The organism is Pseudomonas sp. 910_21 (assembly GCF_052850735.1).
The window spans coordinates 1-23,794 of record NZ_VXCY01000008.1; the positions used below are offsets into that span (position 1 = coordinate 1).

Annotated in this window: 22 protein-coding genes; 18 read left to right on the forward strand and 4 right to left on the reverse strand. The window is 58.9% G+C overall.

Annotation, left to right across the window (positions count from 1 at the left end):
• Nucleotides 1-56: 56 nt before the first annotated feature.
• Nucleotides 57-1,346: a citrate synthase gene (gene gltA, locus FW796_RS23405; protein ID WP_011060047.1), complete on the reverse strand. Its 1,290-nt coding sequence runs from the start codon at nucleotides 1,344-1,346 to the stop codon at nucleotides 57-59.
• A 350-nt stretch (nucleotides 1,347-1,696) separates the two neighbouring features.
• Between gltA and sdhC the strand changes: the two genes are divergently transcribed.
• The 12 genes from sdhC to FW796_RS23465 all read left to right on the forward strand — a co-directional run bounded on the left by sdhC (nucleotide 1,697) and on the right by FW796_RS23465 (nucleotide 16,314).
• Nucleotides 1,697-2,083, forward strand: a complete 387-nt coding sequence (gene sdhC / locus FW796_RS23410; protein ID WP_015634665.1) for a succinate dehydrogenase, cytochrome b556 subunit — start codon at nucleotides 1,697-1,699, stop codon at nucleotides 2,081-2,083.
• Nucleotides 2,077-2,445, forward strand: a complete 369-nt coding sequence (sdhD, locus tag FW796_RS23415; protein ID WP_011060049.1) for a succinate dehydrogenase, hydrophobic membrane anchor protein — start codon at nucleotides 2,077-2,079, stop codon at nucleotides 2,443-2,445. Before sdhC ends, sdhD begins: the two co-directional genes overlap by 7 nt.
• Before the next feature lie 3 nt (nucleotides 2,446-2,448).
• The gene (gene sdhA / locus FW796_RS23420) at nucleotides 2,449-4,221 is read left to right on the forward strand and encodes a succinate dehydrogenase flavoprotein subunit (RefSeq protein WP_102878886.1); all 1,773 of its coding nucleotides are present in this window, start codon (nucleotides 2,449-2,451) and stop codon (nucleotides 4,219-4,221) included.
• A gap of 12 nt (nucleotides 4,222-4,233) precedes the next feature.
• Nucleotides 4,234-4,938: a succinate dehydrogenase iron-sulfur subunit gene (locus tag FW796_RS23425; RefSeq protein WP_011060051.1), complete on the forward strand. Its 705-nt coding sequence runs from the start codon at nucleotides 4,234-4,236 to the stop codon at nucleotides 4,936-4,938.
• 263 nt (nucleotides 4,939-5,201) lie between these two features.
• A complete protein-coding gene (locus FW796_RS23430) occupies nucleotides 5,202-8,033 on the forward strand; it encodes a 2-oxoglutarate dehydrogenase E1 component (RefSeq protein ID WP_346631949.1) in 2,832 nt (943 codons plus the stop codon).
• Nucleotides 8,034-8,075: 42 nt separating this feature from the next.
• Nucleotides 8,076-9,293, forward strand: coding sequence for a 2-oxoglutarate dehydrogenase complex dihydrolipoyllysine-residue succinyltransferase (odhB, locus tag FW796_RS23435; protein WP_446440141.1), 1,218 nt, complete (start codon nucleotides 8,076-8,078; stop codon nucleotides 9,291-9,293).
• Nucleotides 9,294-9,395: 102 nt separating this feature from the next.
• Nucleotides 9,396-10,832, forward strand: coding sequence for a dihydrolipoyl dehydrogenase (gene lpdA / locus FW796_RS23440; protein ID WP_346631947.1), 1,437 nt, complete (start codon nucleotides 9,396-9,398; stop codon nucleotides 10,830-10,832).
• A gap of 229 nt (nucleotides 10,833-11,061) precedes the next feature.
• Nucleotides 11,062-12,228: an ADP-forming succinate--CoA ligase subunit beta gene (gene sucC, locus FW796_RS23445; protein ID WP_009047768.1), complete on the forward strand. Its 1,167-nt coding sequence runs from the start codon at nucleotides 11,062-11,064 to the stop codon at nucleotides 12,226-12,228.
• Nucleotides 12,228-13,109, forward strand: coding sequence for a succinate--CoA ligase subunit alpha (gene sucD / locus FW796_RS23450; protein ID WP_003223019.1), 882 nt, complete (start codon nucleotides 12,228-12,230; stop codon nucleotides 13,107-13,109). Before sucC ends, sucD begins: the two co-directional genes overlap by 1 nt.
• Before the next feature lie 462 nt (nucleotides 13,110-13,571).
• The gene (gene brnQ / locus FW796_RS23455) at nucleotides 13,572-14,885 is read left to right on the forward strand and encodes a branched-chain amino acid transport system II carrier protein (RefSeq protein WP_446440142.1); all 1,314 of its coding nucleotides are present in this window, start codon (nucleotides 13,572-13,574) and stop codon (nucleotides 14,883-14,885) included.
• Nucleotides 14,886-15,054: 169 nt separating this feature from the next.
• Nucleotides 15,055-15,792, forward strand: coding sequence for a DUF599 domain-containing protein (locus tag FW796_RS23460; RefSeq protein ID WP_346631945.1), 738 nt, complete (start codon nucleotides 15,055-15,057; stop codon nucleotides 15,790-15,792).
• A gap of 51 nt (nucleotides 15,793-15,843) precedes the next feature.
• Nucleotides 15,844-16,314 carry a hypothetical protein gene (locus FW796_RS23465; RefSeq protein WP_446440143.1) on the forward strand — a complete coding sequence of 157 codons (471 nt, stop codon included), beginning with the start codon at nucleotides 15,844-15,846 and terminating at the stop codon, nucleotides 16,312-16,314.
• A 117-nt stretch (nucleotides 16,315-16,431) separates the two neighbouring features.
• Here the strand turns inward: FW796_RS23465 and FW796_RS23470 are convergent, their stop codons facing one another.
• Nucleotides 16,432-16,683 (reverse strand): hypothetical protein, encoded by a 252-nt coding sequence (locus FW796_RS23470; RefSeq protein WP_016968094.1) that lies wholly within the window; start codon nucleotides 16,681-16,683, stop codon nucleotides 16,432-16,434.
• A gap of 158 nt (nucleotides 16,684-16,841) precedes the next feature.
• Between FW796_RS23470 and FW796_RS23475 the strand changes: the two genes are divergently transcribed.
• The 4 genes from FW796_RS23475 (at nucleotide 16,842) to FW796_RS23490 (ending at nucleotide 20,562) form a co-directional block, all read left to right on the forward strand.
• Complete coding sequence (locus FW796_RS23475) at nucleotides 16,842-17,318, forward strand: PaaI family thioesterase (RefSeq protein ID WP_446440144.1); 477 nt, start codon at nucleotides 16,842-16,844, stop codon at nucleotides 17,316-17,318.
• On the forward strand, nucleotides 17,315-17,767 hold the full coding sequence (locus FW796_RS23480) for a PaaI family thioesterase (RefSeq protein WP_346631942.1): 453 nt from the start codon (nucleotides 17,315-17,317) through the stop codon (nucleotides 17,765-17,767). Before FW796_RS23475 ends, FW796_RS23480 begins: the two co-directional genes overlap by 4 nt.
• 90 nt (nucleotides 17,768-17,857) lie before the next feature.
• A complete protein-coding gene (gene htpG, locus FW796_RS23485; protein WP_446440145.1) occupies nucleotides 17,858-19,762 on the forward strand; it encodes a molecular chaperone HtpG in 1,905 nt (634 codons plus the stop codon).
• Between the two features lie 71 nt (nucleotides 19,763-19,833).
• Entirely contained in the window at nucleotides 19,834-20,562 is a 729-nt protein-coding gene (locus tag FW796_RS23490; protein WP_446440146.1) for a dienelactone hydrolase family protein, read from the forward strand.
• Between the two features lie 96 nt (nucleotides 20,563-20,658).
• Here FW796_RS23490 and FW796_RS23495 read toward each other — a convergent pair whose 3' ends face one another.
• Nucleotides 20,659-21,531, reverse strand: coding sequence for a pirin family protein (locus FW796_RS23495; protein ID WP_404938746.1), 873 nt, complete (start codon nucleotides 21,529-21,531; stop codon nucleotides 20,659-20,661).
• 62 nt (nucleotides 21,532-21,593) lie between these two features.
• Nucleotides 21,594-22,010 (reverse strand): OsmC family protein, encoded by a 417-nt coding sequence (locus FW796_RS23500; RefSeq protein ID WP_346631938.1) that lies wholly within the window; start codon nucleotides 22,008-22,010, stop codon nucleotides 21,594-21,596.
• Between the two features lie 192 nt (nucleotides 22,011-22,202).
• On the opposite strand from FW796_RS23500, the gene FW796_RS23505 reads away from it, so the two are divergent.
• Both FW796_RS23505 and FW796_RS23510 read left to right on the forward strand, forming a co-directional pair.
• Nucleotides 22,203-23,180, forward strand: coding sequence for an amidohydrolase family protein (locus tag FW796_RS23505; protein ID WP_404938748.1), 978 nt, complete (start codon nucleotides 22,203-22,205; stop codon nucleotides 23,178-23,180).
• A gap of 82 nt (nucleotides 23,181-23,262) precedes the next feature.
• Nucleotides 23,263-23,727, forward strand: coding sequence for a DUF3859 domain-containing protein (locus FW796_RS23510; RefSeq protein ID WP_346631936.1), 465 nt, complete (start codon nucleotides 23,263-23,265; stop codon nucleotides 23,725-23,727).
• The last annotated feature ends 67 nt before the right edge of the window (nucleotides 23,728-23,794 follow it).

Genomic DNA, 23,794 nt, shown 5'->3' on the forward strand with positions numbered 1-23,794 from the left:
CGTCCCTTATTAGACTCCGTATCCGGTGCAGCTAAGACGTGTGCGCAAGGCAGGTCTTACTTGCGGTCTTCCAGCTTGGTGATGTCGCGCGATTCGTAGCCGGTGTACAGCTGACGAGGACGGCCGATCTTGTAAGGGCTGGAGAGCATTTCTTTCCAGTGGGAGATCCAGCCGACGGTACGCGCCAGGGCGAAGATCACGGTGAACATGCTGGTCGGAATGCCGATCGCCTTGAGGATGATCCCCGAGTAGAAGTCGACGTTCGGGTACAGGGAGCGTTCGATGAAGTACGGATCGGTCAGGGCGATTTCTTCCAGGCGCATGGCCAGTTCGAGCTGAGGATCGTTGTTGATGCCCAGTTCTTTCAGGACTTCGTCGCAGGTCTGCTTCATCACGGTGGCGCGCGGGTCGCGGTTTTTATACACGCGGTGGCCGAAGCCCATGAGTTTGAACGGATCGTTCTTGTCCTTGGCCTTGGCGATGAACTTGTCGATGTTCGATACATCGCCAATTTCGTCGAGCATGGTCAGCACGGCTTCGTTGGCACCGCCGTGGGCAGGGCCCCAGAGCGCGGCGATACCGGCAGCGATACAGGCGAACGGGTTGGCACCCGAAGAGCCGGCAAGGCGTACGGTGGAAGTCGAGGCGTTCTGTTCGTGGTCGGCGTGGAGGATGAAGATCCGGTCCATTGCCTTGGCCAGCACCGGGCTGATCGGTTTGATCTCGCACGGGGTGTTGAACATCATGTGCAGGAAGTTTTCCGCGTACGACAGGTCGTTGCGCGGATACATCATCGGCTGACCCATGGAGTACTTGTAAACCATCGCTGCCAGGGTCGGCATCTTGGCTACCAGGCGCACAGCGGAGATTTCGCGATGCTGCGGGTTATTGATGTCCAGGGAGTCGTGGTAGAACGCCGAGAGTGCACCCACTACGCCGCACATCACCGCCATTGGGTGGGCGTCGCGGCGGAAACCGTTGAAGAAGCTCTTCAACTGCTCGTGAACCATGGTGTGGTTCTTCACGGTGCTGACGAACTGGGCTTTCTGTTCGGCGGTGGGCAATTCACCGTTGAGCAGCAGGTAGCAGGTTTCCAGATAGTCCGACTTTTCAGCCAGTTGTTCGATCGGGTAGCCGCGGTGCAACAGAATGCCGTTGTCGCCGTCGATATAGGTGATTTTCGACTCGCAGGAGGCGGTCGACATGAAACCCGGGTCAAAAGTGAAGCGGCCCGTGGCCGTCAGGCCCCGAACATCAATTACATCGGGACCAACGGTGCCGGTTAAAATGGGCAGCTCGACGGGGGCTGCGCCCTCGATGATCAACTGCGCTTTTTTGTCAGCCATGTGGCCTCCTATTTATGCTTGAAATCATCAGACAGACCCCCCACGCAGGGCCCGCACCACTATAGTGAGATAAATCTGAATGTCAATTTGCCTAAAGTCTTGTCCCAGAAGGCTTTGGGAGGGATTTTTTAGCGAAATTCACTGCCATTTACGCCTTTTATAAGGCTAACGCAATCAGCTATTAGGGGAAGGTGTTTGCGTTGTCATTAGTAGCCTAACTGTCTATACTCGGCCACCGACCTCCGTAGGCTTCTGGGCCCGCTTTATTGGGGGTCGCACTCCCTGGGTAGTGGTTACCTGACCAGTGCACTCCCCAACAACTTTGCCCTGATTGTTAGGGGCTCTTCAGTGTGAAAAAAGCCGTGAATAGCCAACGACCTGTAAACCTAGACCTAAGGACCATCAAACTCCCCATCACCGGCGTTACGTCGTTTCTTCACCGTGTTTCCGGCATCATCCTCTTCCTGGGCATCGGCATCATGCTTTACGCATTGAGCAAATCCCTGGGCTCCGAGGAAGGCTATGCCGAGGTGAAGGCGTGCTTGACCAGTCCGCTGGCCAAATTCGTTGCATGGGGCCTCCTGTCCGCCTTGCTGTATCACTTGGTGGCCGGTGTACGCCATCTGATTATGGACATGGGCATCGGTGAGACGCTGGAAGGCGGCAAGCTGGGCTCGAAAATCGTTATCGCCGTATCCGTGGTGGTAATCGTTCTGGCGGGAGTTTGGATATGGTAACCAGCGTTACGAACCTGTCGCGTTCGGGCCTTTATGACTGGATGGCACAGCGTGTGTCTGCGGTCGTTCTCGCGGCTTATTTCATTTTCCTGATTGGATACCTCGTAGCGAATCCGGGCATTGACTACACCCAGTGGCATGGCCTGTTCGCAAACAACTGGATGCGTATCTTCAGTCTGCTGGCCATGGTGGCCCTGGGCGCTCACGCCTGGGTCGGCATGTGGACCATCTCGACTGACTACCTGACGCCGATGGCGCTGGGCAAGTCGGCGACAGCAGTACGTTTCCTTTTCCAGGCAGTATGCGGCGTTGCGATGTTCGCTTACTTCGTCTGGGGTGTGCAGATTCTCTGGGGTATCTGATTCATGGCTAACATTCCAACCATTTCTTTCGACGCCATCATCATTGGCGGCGGCGGCGCCGGCATGCGTGCCGCGCTGCAGCTGGCCCAGGGCGGCCACAAGACTGCAGTGATCACCAAGGTGTTCCCGACCCGTTCGCACACTGTGTCTGCCCAGGGCGGCATCACTTGCGCGATCGCCTCGGCGGACCCGAACGATGACTGGCGCTGGCACATGTACGATACCGTCAAGGGCTCCGACTACATCGGTGACCAGGACGCTATCGAATACATGTGTCAGGAAGGCCCGGCTGCGGTCTTCGAGCTGGACCACATGGGTCTGCCGTTCTCCCGTACCGAAACCGGTCGTATCTATCAGCGTCCTTTCGGTGGTCAATCCAAGGATTACGGTAAGGGCGGCCAGGCTGCTCGTACCTGCGCAGCTTCCGACCGTACCGGTCACGCGCTGCTGCACACCCTTTATCAGGGCAACCTGAAAGCCGGTACCACGTTCCTCAACGAGTGGTACGCGGTTGATCTGGTCAAGAACCAGGACGGCGCCTTTGTCGGCGTGATCGCTATCTGCATCGAAACCGGCGAAACCACCTACATCCGCTCCAAGGCCACCGTTCTGGCTACCGGCGGTGCTGGTCGTATCTACGCTTCCACCACCAACGCGCTGATCAACACCGGTGACGGTGTAGGCATGGCGCTGCGTGCCGGCGTTCCTGTGCAAGACATCGAAATGTGGCAGTTCCACCCGACCGGCATCGCCGGCGCCGGTGTACTGGTTACTGAAGGCTGCCGCGGTGAAGGCGGTTACCTGATCAACAAGCACGGCGAGCGTTTCATGGAGCGTTATGCCCCGAACGCCAAAGACCTGGCTGGTCGCGACGTTGTAGCGCGCTCCATGGTCAAGGAAATCATCGCCGGCAACGGCTGTGGTCCGAATGGCGATCACGTGATGCTCAAGCTCGATCACCTGGGTGAGGAAGTGCTGCACAGCCGCCTGCCTGGTATCTGCGAACTGTCCAAGACCTTTGCACACGTTGACCCGGTCGTTGCTCCGGTTCCGGTCGTTCCAACCTGCCACTACATGATGGGCGGCGTCGCCACCAACATTCATGGTCAGGCGATCACTCAGAACGCTGCTGGCGAAGACACCATCATCCCTGGCCTGTTCGCAGTGGGTGAAGTGGCTTGCGTATCGGTTCACGGCGCCAACCGTCTGGGCGGCAACTCGCTGCTGGACCTGGTGGTGTTCGGTCGTGCAGCTGGCCTGCACCTGGAAAAAGCGCTGACCGACGGTATCGAATACCGCGATGCCAGCGACACTGACGTCGACGTTGCTCTGAACCGCCTCGCCAAGCTCAATGAGCGCACCACCGGTGAAGACGTCGCAACCCTGCGCCGCGAGCTGCAGAACTGCATGCAGAACTACTTCGGTGTATTCCGTACCGGCGAATACATGCAGAAGGGTATTGCTCAGCTGGCTGAGCTGCGCGAGCGTATCGCCAACGTCAAGATCAACGACAAGTCTCAAGCTTTCAACACTGCGCGTATCGAAGCACTTGAGCTGCAGAACCTGCTGGAAGTGGCTGAAGCCACTGCCATCGCTGCCGAAGTGCGTAAAGAGTCTCGCGGCGCTCACGCCCGTGAAGACTTTGAAGACCGTGACGACGAAAACTGGCTGTGCCACACCCTGTACTTCCCGGGTGAGAAGCGCGTTGCCAAGCGTGCGGTCAACTTCTCGCCGAAGACTGTTCCGACTTTCGAACCAAAAGTCCGGACTTACTAAAGGGTGATCGATATGTTGCAAGTTGAAGTTTATCGTTACAACCCTGACACCGACTCGGCTCCGAAAACCCAGGTTTTCCAGGTCGACACCGGTGGCAAGGACTTGATGGTGCTGGACGTGTTGGCGCTGATCAAAGAGCAGGACGAGGGTTTCTCCTATCGTCGTTCCTGCCGTGAAGGCGTTTGCGGTTCCGATGGCATGAACATCAACGGCAAGAACGGCCTGGCGTGCATCACGCCGCTGTCCGCCGTGGTCAAGAAGAACAAGCTGGTTGTTCGTCCGCTGCCAGGTCTGCCGGTTATCCGTGACCTGGTCGTCGATATGAGCATCTTCTACAAGCAATACGAGAAGGTGAAGCCATTCCTGCAGAACGATACGCCGGCTCCGGCCATCGAGCGTCTGCAGTCTCCGGAAGAGCGCGAGAAGCTTGACGGTCTGTACGAGTGCATCCTGTGCGCTTGCTGCTCGACCTCTTGCCCGTCCTTCTGGTGGAACCCGGACAAGTTCCTGGGTCCAGCTGCTCTGCTGCAAGCCTATCGCTTCCTGGCAGACAGCCGTGATACCAAGACGTCCGAGCGTCTGGCTTCCCTGGATGACCCGTTCAGCGTATTCCGCTGCCGGGGGATCATGAACTGCGTCAACGTTTGTCCGAAGGGTCTGAACCCGACTAAGGCCATCGGTCACATTCGTAACATGTTGCTGCAGAGTGGCGTGTGATTCAGCTGTTGTACCCGTAGGACCGCTGTACCCGTAAAAGCCAAGGCGCGGGCTTCAACCCGCGTCATGGCTCTAACCTGAGCAGCAGCTCACAAAGTGGCTGCTCTTATTTTTGAAGAAATGAGACAAGCAGGGGCATCCGGGCTGGTACCCGGACTATCAGCGTGATCCTAAGTGGCTTGTTTTGGTCGCTGCATTCGGACTTCTGCAAGCTTGCTCGGTGTCTTCGCCGGTGGTGTTCCCCTAACCGAGGGTGACCAAGCATGCAAGAAAGCGTGATGCAGCGCATGTGGAACAGCGCCTACCTATCCGGTAGTAACGCTGCCTATGTGGAAGAGCTCTACGAGCTCTACCTGCACGACCCTAACGCTGTGCCAGAAGAGTGGCGCACTTACTTTCAGAAGTTGCCTACCGACGGCAGCACTGCCATCGATGTTTCGCACTCGACAATTCGCGATCATTTCGTCTTGCTGGCAAAGAACCAGCGCCGCGCCCAACCGGTATCCGCCGGGAGCGTGAGCAGTGAGCACGAGAAGAAGCAAGTTGAAGTGCTGCGATTGATCCAGGCCTATCGGATGCGTGGCCACCAGGCAGCCCAGCTGGACCCGCTGGGGCTGTGGCAGCGTCCTGCACCTGCAGACCTGTCGATCAATCATTACGGCTTGACCAATGCCGATCTTGATACGACCTTCCGTGCCGGCGACCTGTTCATCGGCAAAGAGGAAGCGAGCCTACGCGAAATTCACGAAGCGTTGCAGCAGACATATTGCCGCACCATCGGCGCTGAATTCACGCACATCACCGATTCCGAGCAGCGTCAGTGGTTCCAGCAGCGTCTGGAAAGCGTACGCGGCCGTCCGACCTATTCCGCCGACATCAAGAGCCACCTGCTCGAGCGCGTCACCGCCGGCGAAGGCCTGGAAAAATACCTGGGTACCAAATACCCGGGCACCAAGCGTTTCGGTCTGGAAGGCGGCGAGAGCCTGATTCCGATGCTCGACGAACTGATCCAGCGTTCCGGTTCCTACGGCACCAAGGAAGTCGTGATCGGCATGGCCCACCGTGGCCGTCTCAACGTGCTGGTCAACACTTTCGGCAAGAACCCGCGCGAGTTGTTCGACGAGTTCGAAGGCAAGAAGAAGGTCGAGCTGGGTTCCGGTGACGTTAAGTATCACCAGGGCTTCTCGTCCAACGTGATGACTGCCGGCGGTGAAGTTCACCTGGCCATGGCGTTCAACCCGTCCCACCTGGAAATCGTTTCGCCAGTGGTCGAAGGTTCGGTGCGCGCCCGTCAGGATCGTCGCAACGACCAGACCGGCGACAAGGTTCTGCCGATCTCGATCCACGGTGACGCGGCATTTGCCGGTCAGGGCGTGGTGATGGAAACCTTCCAGATGTCCCAGACCCGCGGTTTCCGTACCGGCGGCACTGTGCACATCGTGATCAACAATCAGGTTGGTTTCACCATCAGCAACCCGCTGGACTCGCGTTCCACCGAGTACGCTACCGACGTTGCGAAGATGATCCAGGCGCCGATCCTCCATGTGAATGGTGATGATCCGGAAGCCGTGTTGTTCGTGACCCAGCTGGCCATCGACTACCGCATGCAGTACAAGCGCGACGTGGTAATCGACCTGGTCTGCTACCGTCGTCGCGGCCACAACGAGGCCGACGAGCCGAGCGGCACCCAGCCTCTGATGTATCAGCAGATCACCAAGCAGCGCACCACCCGTGAGCTGTATGCCGATCGTCTGACCCAGAGCGGTGTGCTCGACGCAGAGCGTGTTCAGGCGAAAGTCGACGAATACCGCAATGCGCTGGACAACGGTCTGCACGTAGTGAAGAGCCTGGTCAAGGAACCGAACAAAGAGTTGTTCGTGGACTGGCGCCCGTACCTGGGCCACACCTGGACCGCACGTCACGACACCACCTTCGATCTCAAGACCCTGCAGGAACTGTCCGCCAAGCTGCTGGAGCTGCCAGAAGGCTTCGTGGTTCAGCGTCAGGTCGCGAAGATCTACGAAGACCGTCAGAAAATGCAAGCCGGCGGCCTGCCGATCAACTGGGGTTACGCCGAAACCATGGCGTACGCGACCCTGGCGTTCGAAGGTCACCCGATCCGCATGACCGGCCAGGACATCGGCCGCGGTACTTTCTCGCACCGCCACGCGGTTTTGCACAACCAGAAAGATGCCAGCACCTACATCCCGCTGCAGCACCTGTTCGACGGTCAGCCGCGCTTCGACCTGTACGACTCCTTCCTCTCGGAAGAAGCGGTACTGGCATTCGAATACGGCTACTCGACCACCACGCCTAACGCGCTGGTGATCTGGGAAGCCCAGTTCGGCGACTTCGCCAACGGTGCCCAAGTGGTGATCGACCAGTTCATCACCAGCGGCGAGCACAAGTGGGGCCGTCTCTGCGGTCTGACCATGCTGCTGCCACACGGTTATGAAGGTCAGGGCCCTGAGCACTCCTCGGCTCGTCTGGAGCGTTACCTGCAGCTGTGCGCCGAGCACAACATCCAGGTGTGCGTACCGACCACGCCGGCTCAGATCTACCACTTGCTGCGCCGTCAGGTGATTCGTCCGCTGCGCAAGCCTCTGGTCGTGCTGACACCGAAGTCGCTGCTGCGTCATAAACTGGCCATCTCGACCCTGGAAGATCTGGCGGAAGGTTCGTTCCAGACCGTTATTCCGGAAATCGATGCCCAGGATCCGAAAGACGTGGGTCGCATCGTTCTGTGTAGCGGCAAGGTCTACTACGACCTGTTGGAAAAACGCCGTGCCGAAGGTCGTGACGACATCGCTATCGTGCGTATCGAGCAACTGTACCCATTCCCTGAGGACGACCTGATCGAAGTCCTGGCTCCGTACAAAAACCTCAAACACATCGTTTGGTGTCAGGAAGAGCCGATGAACCAGGGTGCCTGGTACTGCAGCCAGCATCACATGCGTCGCATCATCAGCGGTCACAACAAGTCGCTCGTACTCGAGTACGCGGGCCGTGACGCTTCTGCTGCCCCAGCTTGTGGTTACGCATCGATGCACGCTGAGCAGCAGGAAAAACTGCTGCAAGATGCCTTCACTGTTTAACGCCTTCGCGCACCTGAAACCGAATTTAAGGAACCACAGATAATGGCTATCGAGATCAAAGCCCCCACTTTCCCGGAATCGGTTGCCGATGGCACCGTTGCCACCTGGCACAAACAACCGGGCGAGGCCGTCAAGCGCGACGAACTGATCGTCGACATCGAGACTGACAAGGTTGTGCTGGAAGTTCTGGCCACCGCTGACGGCGTATTGGGCGCTATCGTCAAGAACGAAGGCGACACCGTTCTGTCCGACGAAGTTCTGGGCTCCATCGTTGAAGGCGCAGCTGCTGCCGCTGCTCCTGCTGCTGCCGCTCCGGCCGCTGCTGCTGCCCCCGCTGCCGCTGAAGGCGAAGACGATCCAATCGCTGCTCCAGCCGCGCGCAAGCTGGCTGAAGAGAACGGCATCAACATCGCTTCCGTTGCCGGCACCGGCAAAGGCGGTCGTGTGACCAAGGAAGACGTGGTGGCTGCTGTTGCCGCCAAGAAAGCCGCTCCGGCTGCCGCGCCTGCCAAGGCTCCGGCTCCAGCCGCTGCTGCTCCAGTCTTCGCTGCCGGCGATCGCGTCGAGAAGCGCGTACCTATGACACGCCTGCGTGCCAAGGTTGCCGAGCGTCTGGTTGAAGCTCAATCGAACATGGCAATGCTGACCACCTTCAACGAAGTCGACATGACCGAAGTCATGGCCCTGCGTTCGAAGTACAAGGACCTGTTCGAGAAGTCCCACAACGGCGTACGCCTGGGCTTCATGTCGTTCTTCGTCAAGGCTGCCACCGAAGCGCTGAAGCGTTTCCCTGCGGTCAACGCTTCGATCGACGGTTCCGACATCGTCTACCACGGCTACGCCGACATCGGTGTTGCGGTGTCCAGCGACCGTGGCCTGGTGGTTCCGGTTCTGCGCAACGCCGAACTGATGAGCCTGGCTGAAATCGAAGGCGGCATCGCCACCTTCGGCAAGAAGGCCCGCGACGGCAAGCTGTCGATGGAAGAGATGACAGGTGGTACTTTCACCATCACCAACGGTGGTACCTTCGGTTCGATGATGTCGACCCCGATCGTTAACCCGCCGCAAGCAGCGATCCTGGGCATGCACAACATCCTGCAACGTCCTATGGCAATCAACGGTCAGGTGGTAATCCGTCCGATGATGTACCTGGCGCTGTCCTACGATCACCGTCTGATCGACGGTAAAGAAGCCGTGACGTTCCTGGTGACCATCAAGAACCTGCTGGAAGACCCAGCGCGTCTGCTCCTGGACATCTAAAAAGCAGCTGCAAGCTGTAAGCGATTCGCCTCGGGCCCTCAGGGCCGGAGGCTCCAGCTTGCGGCTTGCGGCTTCTAGCTTGCCGTTAAAAGGAACCTTTTTATGACTCAGAAATTCGACGTGGTAGTGATTGGCGCGGGCCCAGGCGGTTATGTCGCCGCAATCAAGGCCGCACAACTCGGTTTCACCACCGCTTGCATCGAGAAGTACACCGATAAAGAGGGCAAGCTGGCCCTCGGTGGTACTTGTCTGAACGTCGGTTGCATTCCTTCCAAGGCGCTGCTGGACAGCTCCTGGAAATTCCACGAAGCCCAGGACGGTTTTGCCATCCACGGCATCAACCATGCTGGCGTGACCATGGACGTACCGGCCATGGTGGGTCGCAAGGCCAACATCGTCAAAGGCCTGACCAGCGGTGTTGCCACCCTGTTCAAAGCCAACGGCGTCACCTCGATTCAGGGCCACGGCAAACTGCTGGCTGGCAAGAAAGTCGAAGTCACCAAGGCTGACGGTTCGGTTGAAGTCATCGAAGCCGAAAACGTCATCCTGGCTCCAGGCTCACGTCCAATCGACATTCCACCGGCTCCGGTCGATCAGAATGTCATCGTCGACTCCACCGGCGCTCTGGAATTCCAATCCGTACCAAAACGTCTGGGCGTGATCGGCGCTGGCGTGATCGGTCTGGAGCTGGGTTCGGTCTGGTCGCGCCTGGGCGCGCAAGTGACCGTCCTGGAAGCCCTCGACACCTTCCTGATGGCCGCTGATGCCGCTGTCTCCAAGGAAGCGCTGAAAACCCTGACCAAACAGGGTCTGGACATCAAGCTGGGCGCTCGCGTGACCGGCTCCAAGGTCAACGGCGAAGAAGTCGTAGTGACCTACACCGATGCCAACGGCGAACAGACCATCACTTTCGACAAGCTGATCGTAGCCGTTGGTCGCCGTCCGGTGACCACCGATCTGCTGGCCGCCGACTGCGGCGTGACCCTCGACGAGCGCGGTTTTGTGCACGTTGACGATCACTGCGCTACTACCGTACCGGGCGTCTACGCCATCGGTGACGTGGTGCGCGGCATGATGCTGGCTCACAAGGCCTCGGAAGAGGGCATCATGGTTGCCGAGCGCATCAAGGGCCACAAAGCCCAGATGAACTATGACCTGATCCCTTCGGTTATCTATACTCACCCGGAAATTGCATGGGTCGGTAAAACCGAGCAGGCCTTGAAAGCTGAAGGCGTTGAAGTTAACGTCGGCACCTTCCCGTTTGCCGCCAGCGGCCGTGCCATGGCAGCCAACGACACCGGCGGTTTCGTCAAAGTCATCGCCGATGCCAAGACTGACCGCGTATTGGGCGTCCACGTGATTGGCCCAAGCGCTGCGGAACTGGTTCAGCAAGGTGCGATCGGCATGGAATTCGGCACCAGCGCCGAAGACCTGGGCATGATGGTTTTCTCCCATCCGACCCTGTCCGAAGCCCTGCACGAAGCAGCTCTGGCTGTGAATGGCACTGCCATCCACATTGCCAACCGCAAGAAACGCTAAGCAATAATAAGAAACCACGGCGGTTGGCCCGTCGTGAGCCTTGTGCGCAAGACTCACCGCGGAATATCCGCTGGACTCGACCTCTCAGGGTAGCGCCACACACTGGACCGGGGCCCAGGCTCCGGGTTCAGGTGTGGCGCTGGTTTGAGAGTAGCGGTCACAGGTGGTGCGGCACTCAATCTTGAGCGCAGCGCCGAATGCGCAGTACCTAACGAAGACGGTAAAAAGCATGAATCTTCACGAGTATCAGGGTAAGCAGCTGTTCGCTGAATACGGCCTGCCAGTATCCAAAGGCTACGCGGTAGACACCCCGGAAGAAGCAGCAGAAGCTTGCGACAAAATCGGCGGCTCCGAGTGGGTTGTCAAAGCCCAGGTTCACGCCGGTGGTCGCGGTAAAGCGGGCGGCGTTAAGCTGGTTCGCAGCAAAGAAGACGCTAAGGCATTCGCTCAGCAGTGGTTGGGCAAGCGTCTGGTGACCTATCAGACTGATGCCAATGGCCAGCCTGTCACCAAGATCCTGGTTGAATCGTGCACTGATATCGCTAAAGAGCTGTACCTGGGCGCTGTCGTTGACCGTTCGAGCCGTCGCATCGTGTTCATGGCTTCCACCGAAGGTGGCGTGGACATCGAGAAAATCGCTCACGACACTCCAGAAAAAATTCTGAAAGCCACTATCGATCCACTGGTTGGCGCTCAGCCATTCCAGGGTCGCGAGCTGGCTTTCCAGCTGGGTCTGGAAGGCAAGCAAGTTGCCCAGTTCGCCAAGATCTTCGTTGGTCTGGCCAAACTGTTCCAGGATCACGATCTGGCCCTGCTGGAAGTGAACCCGCTGGTGATCAAGGCTGACGGCGATCTGCACTGCCTGGACGCCAAGATCAACATCGACGCCAACGCCATGTACCGTCAGCCTAAGCTGAAGACTTTCCACGATCCGTCGCAAGACGATCCGCGCGAAGCGCACGCTGCCAAGTTCGAACTGAACTACGTAGCCCTGGAAGGCAACATCGGCTGCATGGTCAACGGTGCCGGCCTGGCCATGGGTACCATGGACATCGTCAACCTGCACGGCGGTAAGCCAGCCAACTTCCTCGACGTGGGCGGTGGTGCTACCAAAGAGCGTGTGACCGAAGCCTTCAAGATCATCCTGTCCGACACCAACGTCGCTGCAGTACTGGTCAACATCTTCGGCGGCATCGTTCGCTGCGACATGATTGCCGAAGGCATCATCGGCGCCGTGAAAGAAGTCGGCGTGAAAATCCCGGTTGTTGTTCGCCTTGAAGGCAACAACGCTGAACTGGGCGCTAAAGTACTGGCAGAAAGCGGCTTGAACATCATCGCTGCTACCAGCCTGACCGACGCTGCTCAACAAGTTGTCAAAGCTGCGGAGGGCAAATAATGAGCGTCCTGATCAATAAAGACACCAAAGTTATCTGCCAGGGCATTACCGGTTCGCAAGGTAGTTTCCACACCCAGCAAGCCATCGAATACGGCACCAAGATGGTTGGTGGCGTAACTCCTGGCAAAGGCGGCACCGAGCACCTGGGTCTGCCAGTGTTCAACACCGTGAAAGACGCTGTAGCTGCCACTGGCGCCACCGCCAGCGTGATCTACGTTCCGGCTCCTTTCTGCAAGGACTCGATCCTGGAAGCTGCTTTCGGCGGCATCAAGCTGATCGTCTGCATCACCGAAGGCATTCCTACCCTGGACATGCTGGACGCTAAAGTTAAGTGCGACGAGCTGGGTGTTACCCTGATCGGCCCTAACTGCCCAGGCGTGATCACTCCAGGCGAATGCAAGATCGGCATCATGCCAGGTCACATTCACTTGCCAGGCAAGGTCGGTATCGTTTCCCGTTCCGGCACCCTGACTTACGAAGCTGTGAAGCAGACCACTGACGCCGGTTTCGGTCAGTCCACCTGCGTCGGCATCGGTGGTGACCCGATCCCAGGTTCCAACTTCATCGACATCCTGAAGCTGTTCCAGGAAGACCCGAAGACCGAAGCGATCGTGATGATCGGTGAGATCGGCGGTTCGGCTGAAGAAGAAGCGGCTGCCTACATCAAGGCTCACGTGACCAAGCCGGTTGTTTCCTACATCGCTGGTGTGACTGCTCCTCCGGGCAAGCGCATGGGCCATGCTGGCGCAATCATCTCTGGCGGCAAAGGCACTGCAGACGAGAAATTCGCTGCTCTGCAAGACGCAGGTGTAAAAACCGTGCGTTCGCTGGCAGACATCGGCAAGGCCCTGGCCGAGCTGACCGGTTGGGCTGTCAAGTAAGCCTCGCGCTTAGCTGACGCAAAACCAGCAAAGGCCACCTTCGGGTGGCCTTTGTGCTTTCTGGCGTAGGGGACGGCTTGCCGGCGAAAAGCCTTCAGGTCCGATGCAGCCTTGGGGGAGGGCTGCGCTGGAAAGCCAGCTCCTACACAAGCCGCGCTTAGCCAATTCGGTTTCTATACGGTTCGGCTCCCAGCATGCCGGCCGGTGTGCGGGGATGGGATTAAGCCCGATGGAAATATAATTTCGAAAATGCGACATCCCAATGTCGCATATCAGAAAATTCGCACTGCGCCGGTGCGTTCGTCTTGGAGATTCGGTAGGCTACCCGCCTCTTTTTGCGTCTGCTGCCCACAAGGTAACTGCGCGCTAAACGGGTCAGTCTTATACGGATTGACAGCATTTCCCTCACCCATAAGGGAAATCCCTCTCTAAATTCCGATTCAGTAGTGTGGTATTTCCTTAATGAAAGTGTTGAAAGGCCAGGACATTCTGGCACTCGGCTTCATGACTTTTGCCCTGTTCGTCGGGGCTGGCAACATCATTTTCCCTCCTATCGTCGGTTTGCAGTCCGGACCCCATGTCTGGATGGCGGCGCTGGGTTTTCTGATCACGGCGGTCGGTCTGCCAGTGATCACCGTGGTCGCCCTGGCCAAGGTCGGGGGCGCGATGGATGCCCTGAGCAGTCCTATCGGTAGAGTCGCCGGTGGTGTGCTGGCCGCCGTCTGCTACCTGGCAGTGGGGCCTTTGTTCGCCACCCCGCGCACTGCCACCGTGTCCTTCGAAGTGGGCCTGGCGCCACTGACCGGCGAGAGCCCGCTGGCACTGTTCCTCTACAGCTCGGCCTACTTCCTGTTGGTGTTCTTCATCTCCCTGTATCCGGGCCGTCTGCTGGATACCGTTGGCCGTTTCCTGGCACCGCTGAAAATCATTGCCCTGGCAGTGCTGGGCATCGCCGCGTTTGCCTTGCCGGCCGGCACCATCGGCGAGGCCACGCCCGAGTACGTTGCTGCACCATTCTCCCAGGGCTTCATCAATGGCTACCTGACCATGGATACCCTGGGCGCGCTGGTGTTCGGCATCGTCATCGTTAACGCCATTCGTTCGCGCGGGGTCGAATCGCCTCGACTGATCACTCGCTATGCGGTGATCGCCGGCCTGATCGCCGGGGTCGGCCTGGCGCTGGTTTATGTCAGTCTGTTCCGTCTCGGTTCGGGCAGCCATGAAGTGGCTGCTGGTGCCACCAATGGCGCGGCGGTGTTGCATGCCTATGTACAACACACCTTTGGCTCCCTGGGCAGCGGTTTCCTCGCGGTACTGATCTCCCTGGCTTGCCTGGTGACCGCCGTGGGCCTGACCTGTGCCTGCGCCGAGTATTTCAGCCGGGTAACACCATTGTCCTATAAGACTCTGGTAGTGATCCTCGCGGTCTTCTCGCTGTTGGTGTCGAACCTTGGCCTCACCAAGCTGATCGCCTTCTCGATCCCGGTGCTGACCGCCATCTATCCGCCGTGCATTGCCCTGGTAGCCCTGAGCTTCTGCAAAGACTTCTGGCGGGACCAGCGGCGCATCGTTGGTCCGGTGATGCTGGTGTCTTTCGTGTTCGGTCTGATCGATGCGCTCAAGGGGGCCGGCCTGGCCGATGGCTTGCCTAGCCAGCTGTCCCACCTGCCGTTGAGCGAGCAAGGTCTGGCCTGGCTGGTGCCTTCGGTGATCATCCTGGCGGTTGCGGTGATCTTCGACCGTATTCTGGGCAAGCCGGCCGAAGCCCTGGCTTGATCCGCCGCTGATGGATCGGGACCGCCACAAGCGGTCCCTGAGTGCCAAGAACAATGCCCCGTATCCATCGATACGGGGCATTTTTTATGGGGCTTGGGCGGTGTCTTTTTCCTCGGCGTGGCGTCGAAGCAGTGTCCTTGTCTTTTGCCAACGCCTTACAGGAATTTGCATGTCGTTCGTCCAAGCCAACCTGATTCACCTACTGGCCGCTCTATGGTTCGTCGTCTGCTGGGGCGGCTATACCCGTTACGCCTCCTGGAAGGGCCGGGACACGGCCTGTCTGGCCAGTGTCCTGCACCTGTACCGCGAGGACTGGATGCGCCGCATGCTGCTGCGGGACAACCGTATCGCCGACGCCAGTGTGATCGGCAACCTGGAACGCAACGCTTCGTTCTTCGCCTCCAGTACCTTGATCATCCTGGCAGGCATCCTCACTGTGCTCGGTGCATCGGAGCGTGCGGTGTCGCTGCTGGCGGACATTCCGATGGTCCAGCAGGCCTCTCAGGGCATGTCGGAGATCAAGTTGCTGTGCCTGGCGCTGGTGTTCGTGTATGCCTTTTTCACGTTCAGTTGGTGCATGCGCCAATACAACTTCGCCGCAGTCTTGGTGGGGTCGGCGCCGATGATCGGTGAGCGACATGTCTCTGAGCAGGAGCGCAAGGCGTTTGCTTCGCGGGCAGCCCGGGTGATTTCCATGGCGGCCAACCAGTTCAACTTCGGTCTGCGTTCCTACTATTTCGGCATGACCATGCTGGCCTGGTTCGTCAGCCCCTGGTTGTTCATGCTGATGAGTGCAGGCGTGGTATTTGTCCTGTACCAGCGGGAGTTTCATTCCGATGTACTTGACGTCATGGTCTATACCCCGACAGAACCGCCTTTGGCCGATAGCCCCAAAGACGCAGTTTGAGTGGGGAGAACTTATCGATTGATCTGTTGCCCGGTTAAAAGGAGTTGGCCAATGAACAATCCGCGTGCCCTGATGTGGCTGTGCTTGTCATTCATGTTGTTGTCGGGCTGCCGGGTGCAAACCCTGTATCTGAATGGCGAAGCGCGGGGCCAGGTGGTGGATGCATTGAGCGGCAGACCAGTCGCCGGGGCCAAGGGCGCCTTGTGTGGGGCGCAGTTCCTGACTGGCGACGACGGACGCTTCCAGGTCGAGCAGGCAACCGACTGGGAGCTGGTGATGGTGCTGGCCGGCCGTGGGCCCCAGGACACTCCGCACCCTTGCCACATGAGAATCACCGCGGTCGATTACCAGACTCGCCAGTGGTTGGCACCCTTTACCGCCCACTACGACTTTCCCATCAGGCTGTTGCCCGCATCCAGTTCCTTGCACTATGCGTTGGAGTCTTCAGACAATGGAGAGGCACGACAGCCGTTGCAGGCAGAGCCGCGTCAGGACGAGTTGTTCCTGGAGTCAGGATATTGAGCTTCATTGTGCTTAGTTAGATATTCGACAACTAAGCACAGTTGTATCGAGCCGCTGTTTTGCGGACAAGAAAAAGCCCGCACTTGGCGGGCTTTTTTGTGTTGCGCTAAAACCGACTTAGTTGGTTTTAGGTGCTGCTTCCTTGGCGCTTTCTTCAGCAGCGGCCTTGTTGGATTCAGCCTGATCTTTGGCGGCTTCGGCGTTTTCTTTCGCTGCCTCGTTCACTTTATCCTGAGCTTCGTTCATTTTTTGTTGAGCTTGCTCAGCATGTTGATTGGCATCTTGAGCTTTGTCCTCGGATTTTTTGTCGCAGGCAGCCAGACCGAGGGAAGCGGTCAGCATCAGGGCAATAGCTAAAGTCTTACGCATGGGGTGTTTCTCCTTAGTGAAGATATCTACTGGCCTTTCGATCATGGCCTTGTGATTTAAGTTCCTTGAGGCTCACAGATATATTAAGTATTCGTTTCACGGAACTTTTGTCTGCTTCATTCAATGCACATTCCTGACAATAACAAGAGGCATAAGCCATGGTGCAAAACCCAATTTTCGAGCGTGCGACACGCTTTCTTTCCGCCCTGCGCCACTGTCAGGTGCTGGATATCAGGGTGCACAGCGCCTCTGTAGAAGGCATGACCCTGACCTTGCCTTATAGCCCGCAGATTGTCGGTGACCCGCAAACCGGGATCATTCATGGCGGTGCCCTGACCACGCTGATGGACAGCGCCTGTGGCATGGCTACCTTGTGCGTGCTGCCGGAGTTCGAGGTGTGTCCGACCCTGGACCTGCGCATAGACTATATGCATCCGGCAGTGCCTCATCACGATGTGCACGGTTTTGCCCAGTGTTACCGGGTCACCACCGATGTGATCTTCACCCGTGGCTTTGCCTACCAGGACGATCCCGAACGCCCGGTGGCGCACGTGGTCGGTACCTTCATGCGCATGGGCAAAGGTCTCAAGGGCAGCCGCGGGTTCGTCAGCTCCCTCAAGGGGGAGCGGGCATGAGCGTGGACCTGCAAGCGCTGTTGAATCAGGTTCGCCAGCAGGGCGATTACAGCGCGTTGCTGGAGCAGATTCCCTACGCCAAATTGATCGGCATCGAGTGCACGCCACTGGGCGATGAGCTGCTGTTTCGCCTGCCGGCCAATAAGGACAATATCGGCAACCCCCTGCTGCCGGCCCTGCACGGCGGGGTGATCGCCGGTTTCATGGAGTTGGCGGCGGCCTTGCATTTGCTGATTCTCACCGGCTCGCCCGGGGTGCCGAAGATCATCGATTTTTCCCTGGACTACCTGCGTGCCGGGCAGTTTCGCGACACCTTCGCTCGCTGTCAGGTGTGCCGGCAGGGGAGGAGGGTGGCCAATGTCGCGATCACGGCCTGGCAGAGCACCGCCGATGAGCCAATTGCTACCGCCAGGGCACATTTCAAGATCGAAGAGAGTCTTGCCCCTTGAAATCCTGCGAGCGACCCCCACTTTCATGTCATCCCGCCGCCCCCCGCTTCCGGAACGCGGCCACAGCCATCTGATTGGAGTTTGATGACCATGAGTGTGGAAACTCAAAAGGAAACCCTGGGCTTCCAGACCGAGGTGAAGCAACTGCTGCACCTCATGATCCATTCGCTGTATTCCAACAAGGAAATCTTCCTTCGCGAATTGATCTCGAACGCCTCTGACGCCGTCGACAAATTGCGCTTCGAAGCCCTGTCCAAGCCTGAGTTGCTGGAAGGTGGCGCCGAACTGAAAATCCGTGTGAGCTTCGACAAGGACGCGAAAACCGTCACCCTCGAAGACAACGGTATCGGCATGAGCCGTGAAGATGTGATCACCCACCTGGGGACCATCGCCAAGTCCGGTACCGCCGATTTCATGAAGAACCTCACCGGTGACCAGAAGAAGGACTCGCACCTGATCGGTCAGTTCGGCGTGGGTTTCTACTCCGCGTTCATCGTTGCCGACCAGGTTGAAGTGTTCAGCCGTCGTGCCGGTCTGCCCGCCAGCGAAGGCGTGCACTGGTCGTCCAAGGGCGAAGGCGAGTTCGAAGTTGCAACCATCGACAAGGCCGAGCGCGGCACCCGCATCGTTCTGCACCTGAAGTCCGGTGAAGACGAGTTCGCCGATGGCTGGCGCCTGCGCAACATCATCAAGAAGTATTCCGACCACATCGCGCTGCCGATCGAGCTGCCCAAAGAAGCCGCTGCCGCTGAAGGCGAAGAGAAACCTGCGCTGGAGTGGGAAACCGTCAACCGCGCCAGTGCCCTGTGGACCCGTCCGCGTACCGAGATCAAGGACGAGGAATACCAGGAGTTCTACAAGCACATCGCCCATGACTTCGAGAACCCGGTGAGCTGGAGCCACAACAAGGTTGAAGGCAAGCTTGAATACAGCTCACTGCTTTATGTTCCGGCGCGCGCACCGTTCGACTTGTACCAGCGCGAAGCGCCGAAGGGCCTCAAGCTCTACGTGCAGCGCGTATTCGTCATGGATCAGGCTGAGTCGTTTCTGCCGCTGTACCTGCGTTTCATCAAAGGCGTGGTGGACTCCAACGACCTGTCGCTGAACGTCTCGCGGGAAATTCTGCAGAAAGATCCGATCATCGATTCGATGAAATCGGCACTGACCAAGCGCGTCCTCGACATGTTGGAAAAACTGGCGAAGAACGAGCCTGAGCAATACAAGGGCTTCTGGAAGAACTTCGGCCAGGTGATGAAGGAAGGCCCGGCCGAAGACTTCGCCAACAAGGAGAAGATCGCCGGTCTGTTGCGCTTTGCCTCCACCCAGGGCGACGACGGCGAGCAGAATGTGTCCCTGGCCGACTACCTGGCTCGTGCCAAGGAAGGTCAGGACAAGATCTACTTCCTCACCGGCGAATCCTACGCCCAGGTGAAGAACAGTCCGCATCTGGAGGTCTTCCGCAAGAAAGGCATCGAAGTGCTGCTGCTCACCGACCGTATCGACGAGTGGCTGATGAGCTACCTCAACGAATTCGACGGCAAGAGCTTTGTCGACGTGGCGCGTGGTGATCTGGACCTGGGCAATCTGGACTCGGAAGAGGACAAGAAGGCTGCCGAGGAAGTTGCCAAGACCAAGGAAGGCCTGGTTGAGCGGATCAAGACCGCCCTGGGCGAGAGCGTCAGTGAAGTACGGGTTTCCCACCGCCTGACCGATTCGCCGGCGATCCTGGCCATCGGCGAGCAGGACCTGGGGCTGCAAATGCGCCAGATCCTTGAAGCCAGCGGGCAGAAGGTTCCGGACTCCAAGCCGATCTTCGAATTCAACCCGAGCCATCCGCTGATCGAGAAACTCGACGGCGAGCAGAGCGAGGAACGGTTTGGCGACCTGTCGCACATCCTCTTCGATCAGGCGGCCCTGGCGGCCGGTGACAGCTTGAAAGACCCGGCGGCCTATGTGCGCCGACTGAACAAGCTGCTGGTTGAACTGTCGGTTTAACCACGTTGCAAGAAAAACCCGCTTCGGCGGGTTTTTTCATTCTGGTGTCCCCCTACTGGAGAAGATGAGTCATGAGTCAAATCACAGTGCGTTCCGTGGTCTATCAGATCGATGGCCAGCCCTATGAAGGTCGACTGGCCTTCGATGCCGCCCACCAGGGCGCTCGTCCGGGGTTGCTGATGGCGCCTAACTGGATGGGTGTCAGCGCCGGTGCGCAGAAGATCGCCGAGGCGGTGGCGGCCAAGGGCTACGTGGTACTGATTGCTGATCTGTATGGGCAGGCGGTACGTCCCAGCGACGCCAACCAGGCCGGTGCAGCGATGATGCCTCTCAAGGATGACCGGGCGTTGTTGCGCAAGCGCATGCAAGCGGCGTTCAGCGCCTTGCAGAGCCAGACCGAGGCTGCCGTGGACAGCTCGAAGCTGGCCACCTTCGGTTTCTGCTTTGGCGGCTGCTGCGCCCTGGAGCTGGCCCGCAGCGGTGCGCCGGTGAAAGCTGCGGCCTCCTTCCACGGCACTCTGGACACCCCCAACCCTGCTGACGCGAAGAACATCAAGGGCTCGGTGCTGGTGTTGCATGGCGCGGCTGATCCTTTGGTCGCCAAGGAGCAACTGCCGGCCTTCGAGGCGGAAATGGATGCGGCGGGTGTGGACTGGCAACTGGTCAGCTATGGCGGTGCGGTGCACTCCTTCACCGATACCCACGCCAATGTACCGGGCAAGATGATGTACGACGCCAAGACCTCGGCGCGGGCCTTCGCCAACTTCTATTACTTGCTGGACGAAGTCTTCCGCGGCTGACTCCTGATCCCGTAGGCGCTGGCTTGCCAGCGAAGGCGTCAGTGGTAGCAACGCCAGACTCACGGGCCTGTTCGTCGGCAAGCCGGCCCCTACCGATCAGTGGCGGGCGGGTGGCAATTCGATGCGCTCGCTTTCTCCCGGCACCTGGGGCCAATCCCCGGCGGCCCAGCGTTGGCGAGCTTCATCGATACGTGCCGGATCGCTGGCGACGAAGTTCCAGTTGATCCGCCGTGGCCCGTCCAGGGGCGCGCCACCGATCAGTACCGCGTGACAGTCGCTCTCGGCGAACAGGGTCACGCTTTCTCCCTCCGGCAACACCACCAGCGAGTGCGCGCTGATCGCTTCTCCATCCAGTTGTGCCTCGCCGTCCAGTACATACAGGGCGCGTTGTTGATGCTCGGTAGGGATCAGCAGGCTGGTAGCGGTCTGCAAATGCAGTTCGGCGTACAGGGTGGGAGAGAGCACCGGCACCTGGGACTCCAGGCAGAAACCCGTTCCGGCAATCATGCGGATTGTCACCCCGAGGTTGGCGCTCACCGGCAGCGTAGCGGCCGGGTGGTGGCTGTAATGCCCCGGGCCTTGCTCGTGCTCCTTGGGCGAGGCCAGCCAGACCTGCAATCCATGCATCTCGAAATCCTCGGCCAGCAAGGCCTCGGGGGTGCGCTCGACATGGGCGATGGCGCTGCCGGCCGTCATCCAGCTGACGTCTCCGGCCTGGACAATCTGATCCGAGCCCAGGCTGTCCTTGTGCTGGATCTGTCCGCTGAACAGGTAGGTCAGGGTCGAGAGGCCGATATGCGGATGCTGGCGGATGTTCATGCCTTTGCCGGCGGGGTAGGGCGTGGCCAGCATATGGTCGAAGAACACGAAGGGCCCGACGCTGCGGCACTGCGCCGAAGGCAGGGGGCGGAGGATGGGCTGGCCTTCAACGTCCTCGATACGGGGACGGATCACGAGGGGAGAATTCATGGCGGATACCAGGCTGATCGGGTTATGCCCGGGAGCATAACCCGCTTGTGCCAGCCTTGCCGCTACTGGCTGAAGGCGCCTTCGGAGAGGTGAGTCTCGATGCTGACTTCACTGGTGGTCATCAGTTTGTGGATCGGGCAACGGTCGGCCACCCGGTGCAGCTCATCGCGCTGGGCGTCAGTGAGCACGCCCTTGAGGGTCAGTTTTACATGCAGGGCGTATTTGCCTTGCTGCTCCTGGCTGTTGTCGTGCTTGAGCTCCACCGTGACTCCGGTGAGCGGGATGTTTTTTTTCTGCGCGTAAAGCTTCAGGGTCAGGGCCTTGCAGGCACCCAGAGCGGCATCGAAGTAGTCGTGGGGCTCTGGTGCAGTGCCTTCGCCCCCGGCGTACTGGGGCAGGTCGGTGAACAACTGATGGTCATCCACTTGGATGCTGTGGCGGAAACCTTCGCTGGACTCGGTATTGACGGTAATGGTCATGGCAAACCTCAGGCAGTGATGAATATCGGATCAGGCTGTAAAGGTGCTGAAGTTATAGAGCATGGGGAGGCACAGGCGTTCCCCTTTTTCTGAACCTGCTGCCTCGGCGCAGGGTCTACCCGGCTTCAACCCTTCGGAGACGCTGTGGTGCACTGGAATCATTTATACGGAACGTGCCTTGGGGTGTTGCTGATGCAACTGCCCTGTGGGGCGGCCCAGGCACGGGATTACCGCTACAGCGATGCTCACATGCATTACGTGGACTTCTTCCAGGAAACCGCGGGCATGGATGCGTTGCTCAAGGCCATGGCTGACAACCGTATCGAACAGGTCATGATTTCCGGCATTCCGGTGGCCAAGAAATGGCACGAGGATGAACCCAAGCGTCCACGTTATTACGCCGGTGACGATGCTGATGCCTATTGGTACAGCGCCACCGATGTGCTGGTGGCGGCTGCGGTGAAGCAACTGTCCCCTGAGCAGCGTCAGCGTTTTCATCCCTTCCTGTCCGGTTTCAATCCCAATGACAAGAACTCTGCGGCGCATATCCAACGCATGCTCGACCTTGATCCGGGCCTGTGGCAGGGCATCGGTGAAGTCTTCACCCGCCATGACGACCTCACGGCTTTGACTGCCGGTGACACGCCACGGGCCAACAACGAGGCGATGACCAAGATCTATCACCTGGCGGCGGAGAACGATCTACCGGTCATGCTGCATTCCAACATCACCTCCAAGCGCGAACGCAACCCGCTGTACCTGGCAGAAATCGAAGAGCCGTTGCGCAACCATCCTCATACGCGCTTCATCTGGGCCCATGCCGGCACTAGCGCCGAGATCCATCGTCATCAGGTGCGCCTGGAGTTTCTGTTGCCCACCCTGGCGCGGCTGCTGGACAGCTACCCGAATCTCTACATAGACCTGTCCTGGAGCTTGCTCACGCCCTATCTGCTGGATGAGCAGGGCGAGCCCCGCCAGGAGTGGCTGCAGCTGGTGGAGCGCTTCCCGGAGCGCTTCATGCTGGGGTCGGATGTGGTGGGACGGTTCAACAAGCTGGGGCGGGAGCTGCACAGCTTCGATGTCTTCCTCGATGCCTTGCCCGAGGATGTGGCGCGTCAGGTGGCCCATGACAACTTCCTCGCGATCCTCCCCGCCCGCCACCGCAGGTAGGCGCCTCGCCCTGGTCGCAGACTGTCATCAGCCTGTCACGCCTGCTTCATAAGCTCGCGCCATCTCAATCAAGGAGCGCGATATGCACTTCACTCGTACCAGCGCCCTGGCGGCGCTGATGATTTTCAGTGGCCTGGCCAGTGCCGAAGTTCGTCTGGAAGGCCCTGTGGAATATGGCCTGTTCGAAGGGCCCAAGGCCGAGCTGCAGTCGGGGGAACGGGTGCTGCGCCGCAGCAACGAGAAGATCCAGCCAACCTCGGTGGTGCCCGCCAAGCTGGGGACCAAATTCGGCATGCGCTACCAACTGCTGGGCAAGGTGGCCGAGGATCAGCCCCTGACTCTGCTCTACCTGACTCCGGGTATCCGTACCCCGGACGGTGCGCGCCATGACAAGTTCGAGATCACCCAGAAGCTGGTGCCCAATGCGCCTCAGGATGTGATGGCCTACGAATTCACGGAGAGCCACGAAGTGGTGCCCGGCGAATGGCACTTCATGGTCTTCCAGGGTGACCGTTTGTTGGCAGAACAGCGATTTTCTGTGCGCTGAATCGTTTTACGCCCAGGTATTGGAGTGCTAGGGCGTTTTGATATCACGTTTTTGTCTTACGCAATTT

What these genes read in the sequence shown, in the direction of transcription:
- gltA (WP_011060047.1), bottom strand. Translation starts at nt 1,346, where the DNA reads ATGGCTGACAAAAAAGCGCAGTTGATCATCGAGGGCGCAGCCCCCGTC.
- sdhD (WP_011060049.1), top strand. Translation starts at nt 2,077, where the DNA reads ATGGTAACCAGCGTTACGAACCTGTCGCGTTCGGGCCTTTATGACTGG.
- sdhA (WP_102878886.1), top strand. Translation starts at nt 2,449, where the DNA reads ATGGCTAACATTCCAACCATTTCTTTCGACGCCATCATCATTGGCGGC.
- FW796_RS23425 (WP_011060051.1), top strand. Translation starts at nt 4,234, where the DNA reads ATGTTGCAAGTTGAAGTTTATCGTTACAACCCTGACACCGACTCGGCT.
- FW796_RS23430 (WP_346631949.1), top strand. Translation starts at nt 5,202, where the DNA reads ATGCAAGAAAGCGTGATGCAGCGCATGTGGAACAGCGCCTACCTATCC.
- odhB (WP_446440141.1), top strand. Translation starts at nt 8,076, where the DNA reads ATGGCTATCGAGATCAAAGCCCCCACTTTCCCGGAATCGGTTGCCGAT.
- lpdA (WP_346631947.1), top strand. Translation starts at nt 9,396, where the DNA reads ATGACTCAGAAATTCGACGTGGTAGTGATTGGCGCGGGCCCAGGCGGT.
- sucC (WP_009047768.1), top strand. Translation starts at nt 11,062, where the DNA reads ATGAATCTTCACGAGTATCAGGGTAAGCAGCTGTTCGCTGAATACGGC.
- sucD (WP_003223019.1), top strand. Translation starts at nt 12,228, where the DNA reads ATGAGCGTCCTGATCAATAAAGACACCAAAGTTATCTGCCAGGGCATT.
- brnQ (WP_446440142.1), top strand. Translation starts at nt 13,572, where the DNA reads ATGAAAGTGTTGAAAGGCCAGGACATTCTGGCACTCGGCTTCATGACT.
- FW796_RS23460 (WP_346631945.1), top strand. Translation starts at nt 15,055, where the DNA reads ATGTCGTTCGTCCAAGCCAACCTGATTCACCTACTGGCCGCTCTATGG.
- FW796_RS23465 (WP_446440143.1), top strand. Translation starts at nt 15,844, where the DNA reads ATGAACAATCCGCGTGCCCTGATGTGGCTGTGCTTGTCATTCATGTTG.
- FW796_RS23470 (WP_016968094.1), bottom strand. Translation starts at nt 16,683, where the DNA reads ATGCGTAAGACTTTAGCTATTGCCCTGATGCTGACCGCTTCCCTCGGT.
- FW796_RS23475 (WP_446440144.1), top strand. Translation starts at nt 16,842, where the DNA reads ATGGTGCAAAACCCAATTTTCGAGCGTGCGACACGCTTTCTTTCCGCC.
- FW796_RS23480 (WP_346631942.1), top strand. Translation starts at nt 17,315, where the DNA reads ATGAGCGTGGACCTGCAAGCGCTGTTGAATCAGGTTCGCCAGCAGGGC.
- htpG (WP_446440145.1), top strand. Translation starts at nt 17,858, where the DNA reads ATGAGTGTGGAAACTCAAAAGGAAACCCTGGGCTTCCAGACCGAGGTG.
- FW796_RS23490 (WP_446440146.1), top strand. Translation starts at nt 19,834, where the DNA reads ATGAGTCAAATCACAGTGCGTTCCGTGGTCTATCAGATCGATGGCCAG.
- FW796_RS23495 (WP_404938746.1), bottom strand. Translation starts at nt 21,531, where the DNA reads ATGAATTCTCCCCTCGTGATCCGTCCCCGTATCGAGGACGTTGAAGGC.
- FW796_RS23500 (WP_346631938.1), bottom strand. Translation starts at nt 22,010, where the DNA reads ATGACCATTACCGTCAATACCGAGTCCAGCGAAGGTTTCCGCCACAGC.
- FW796_RS23505 (WP_404938748.1), top strand. Translation starts at nt 22,203, where the DNA reads ATGCAACTGCCCTGTGGGGCGGCCCAGGCACGGGATTACCGCTACAGC.
- FW796_RS23510 (WP_346631936.1), top strand. Translation starts at nt 23,263, where the DNA reads ATGCACTTCACTCGTACCAGCGCCCTGGCGGCGCTGATGATTTTCAGT.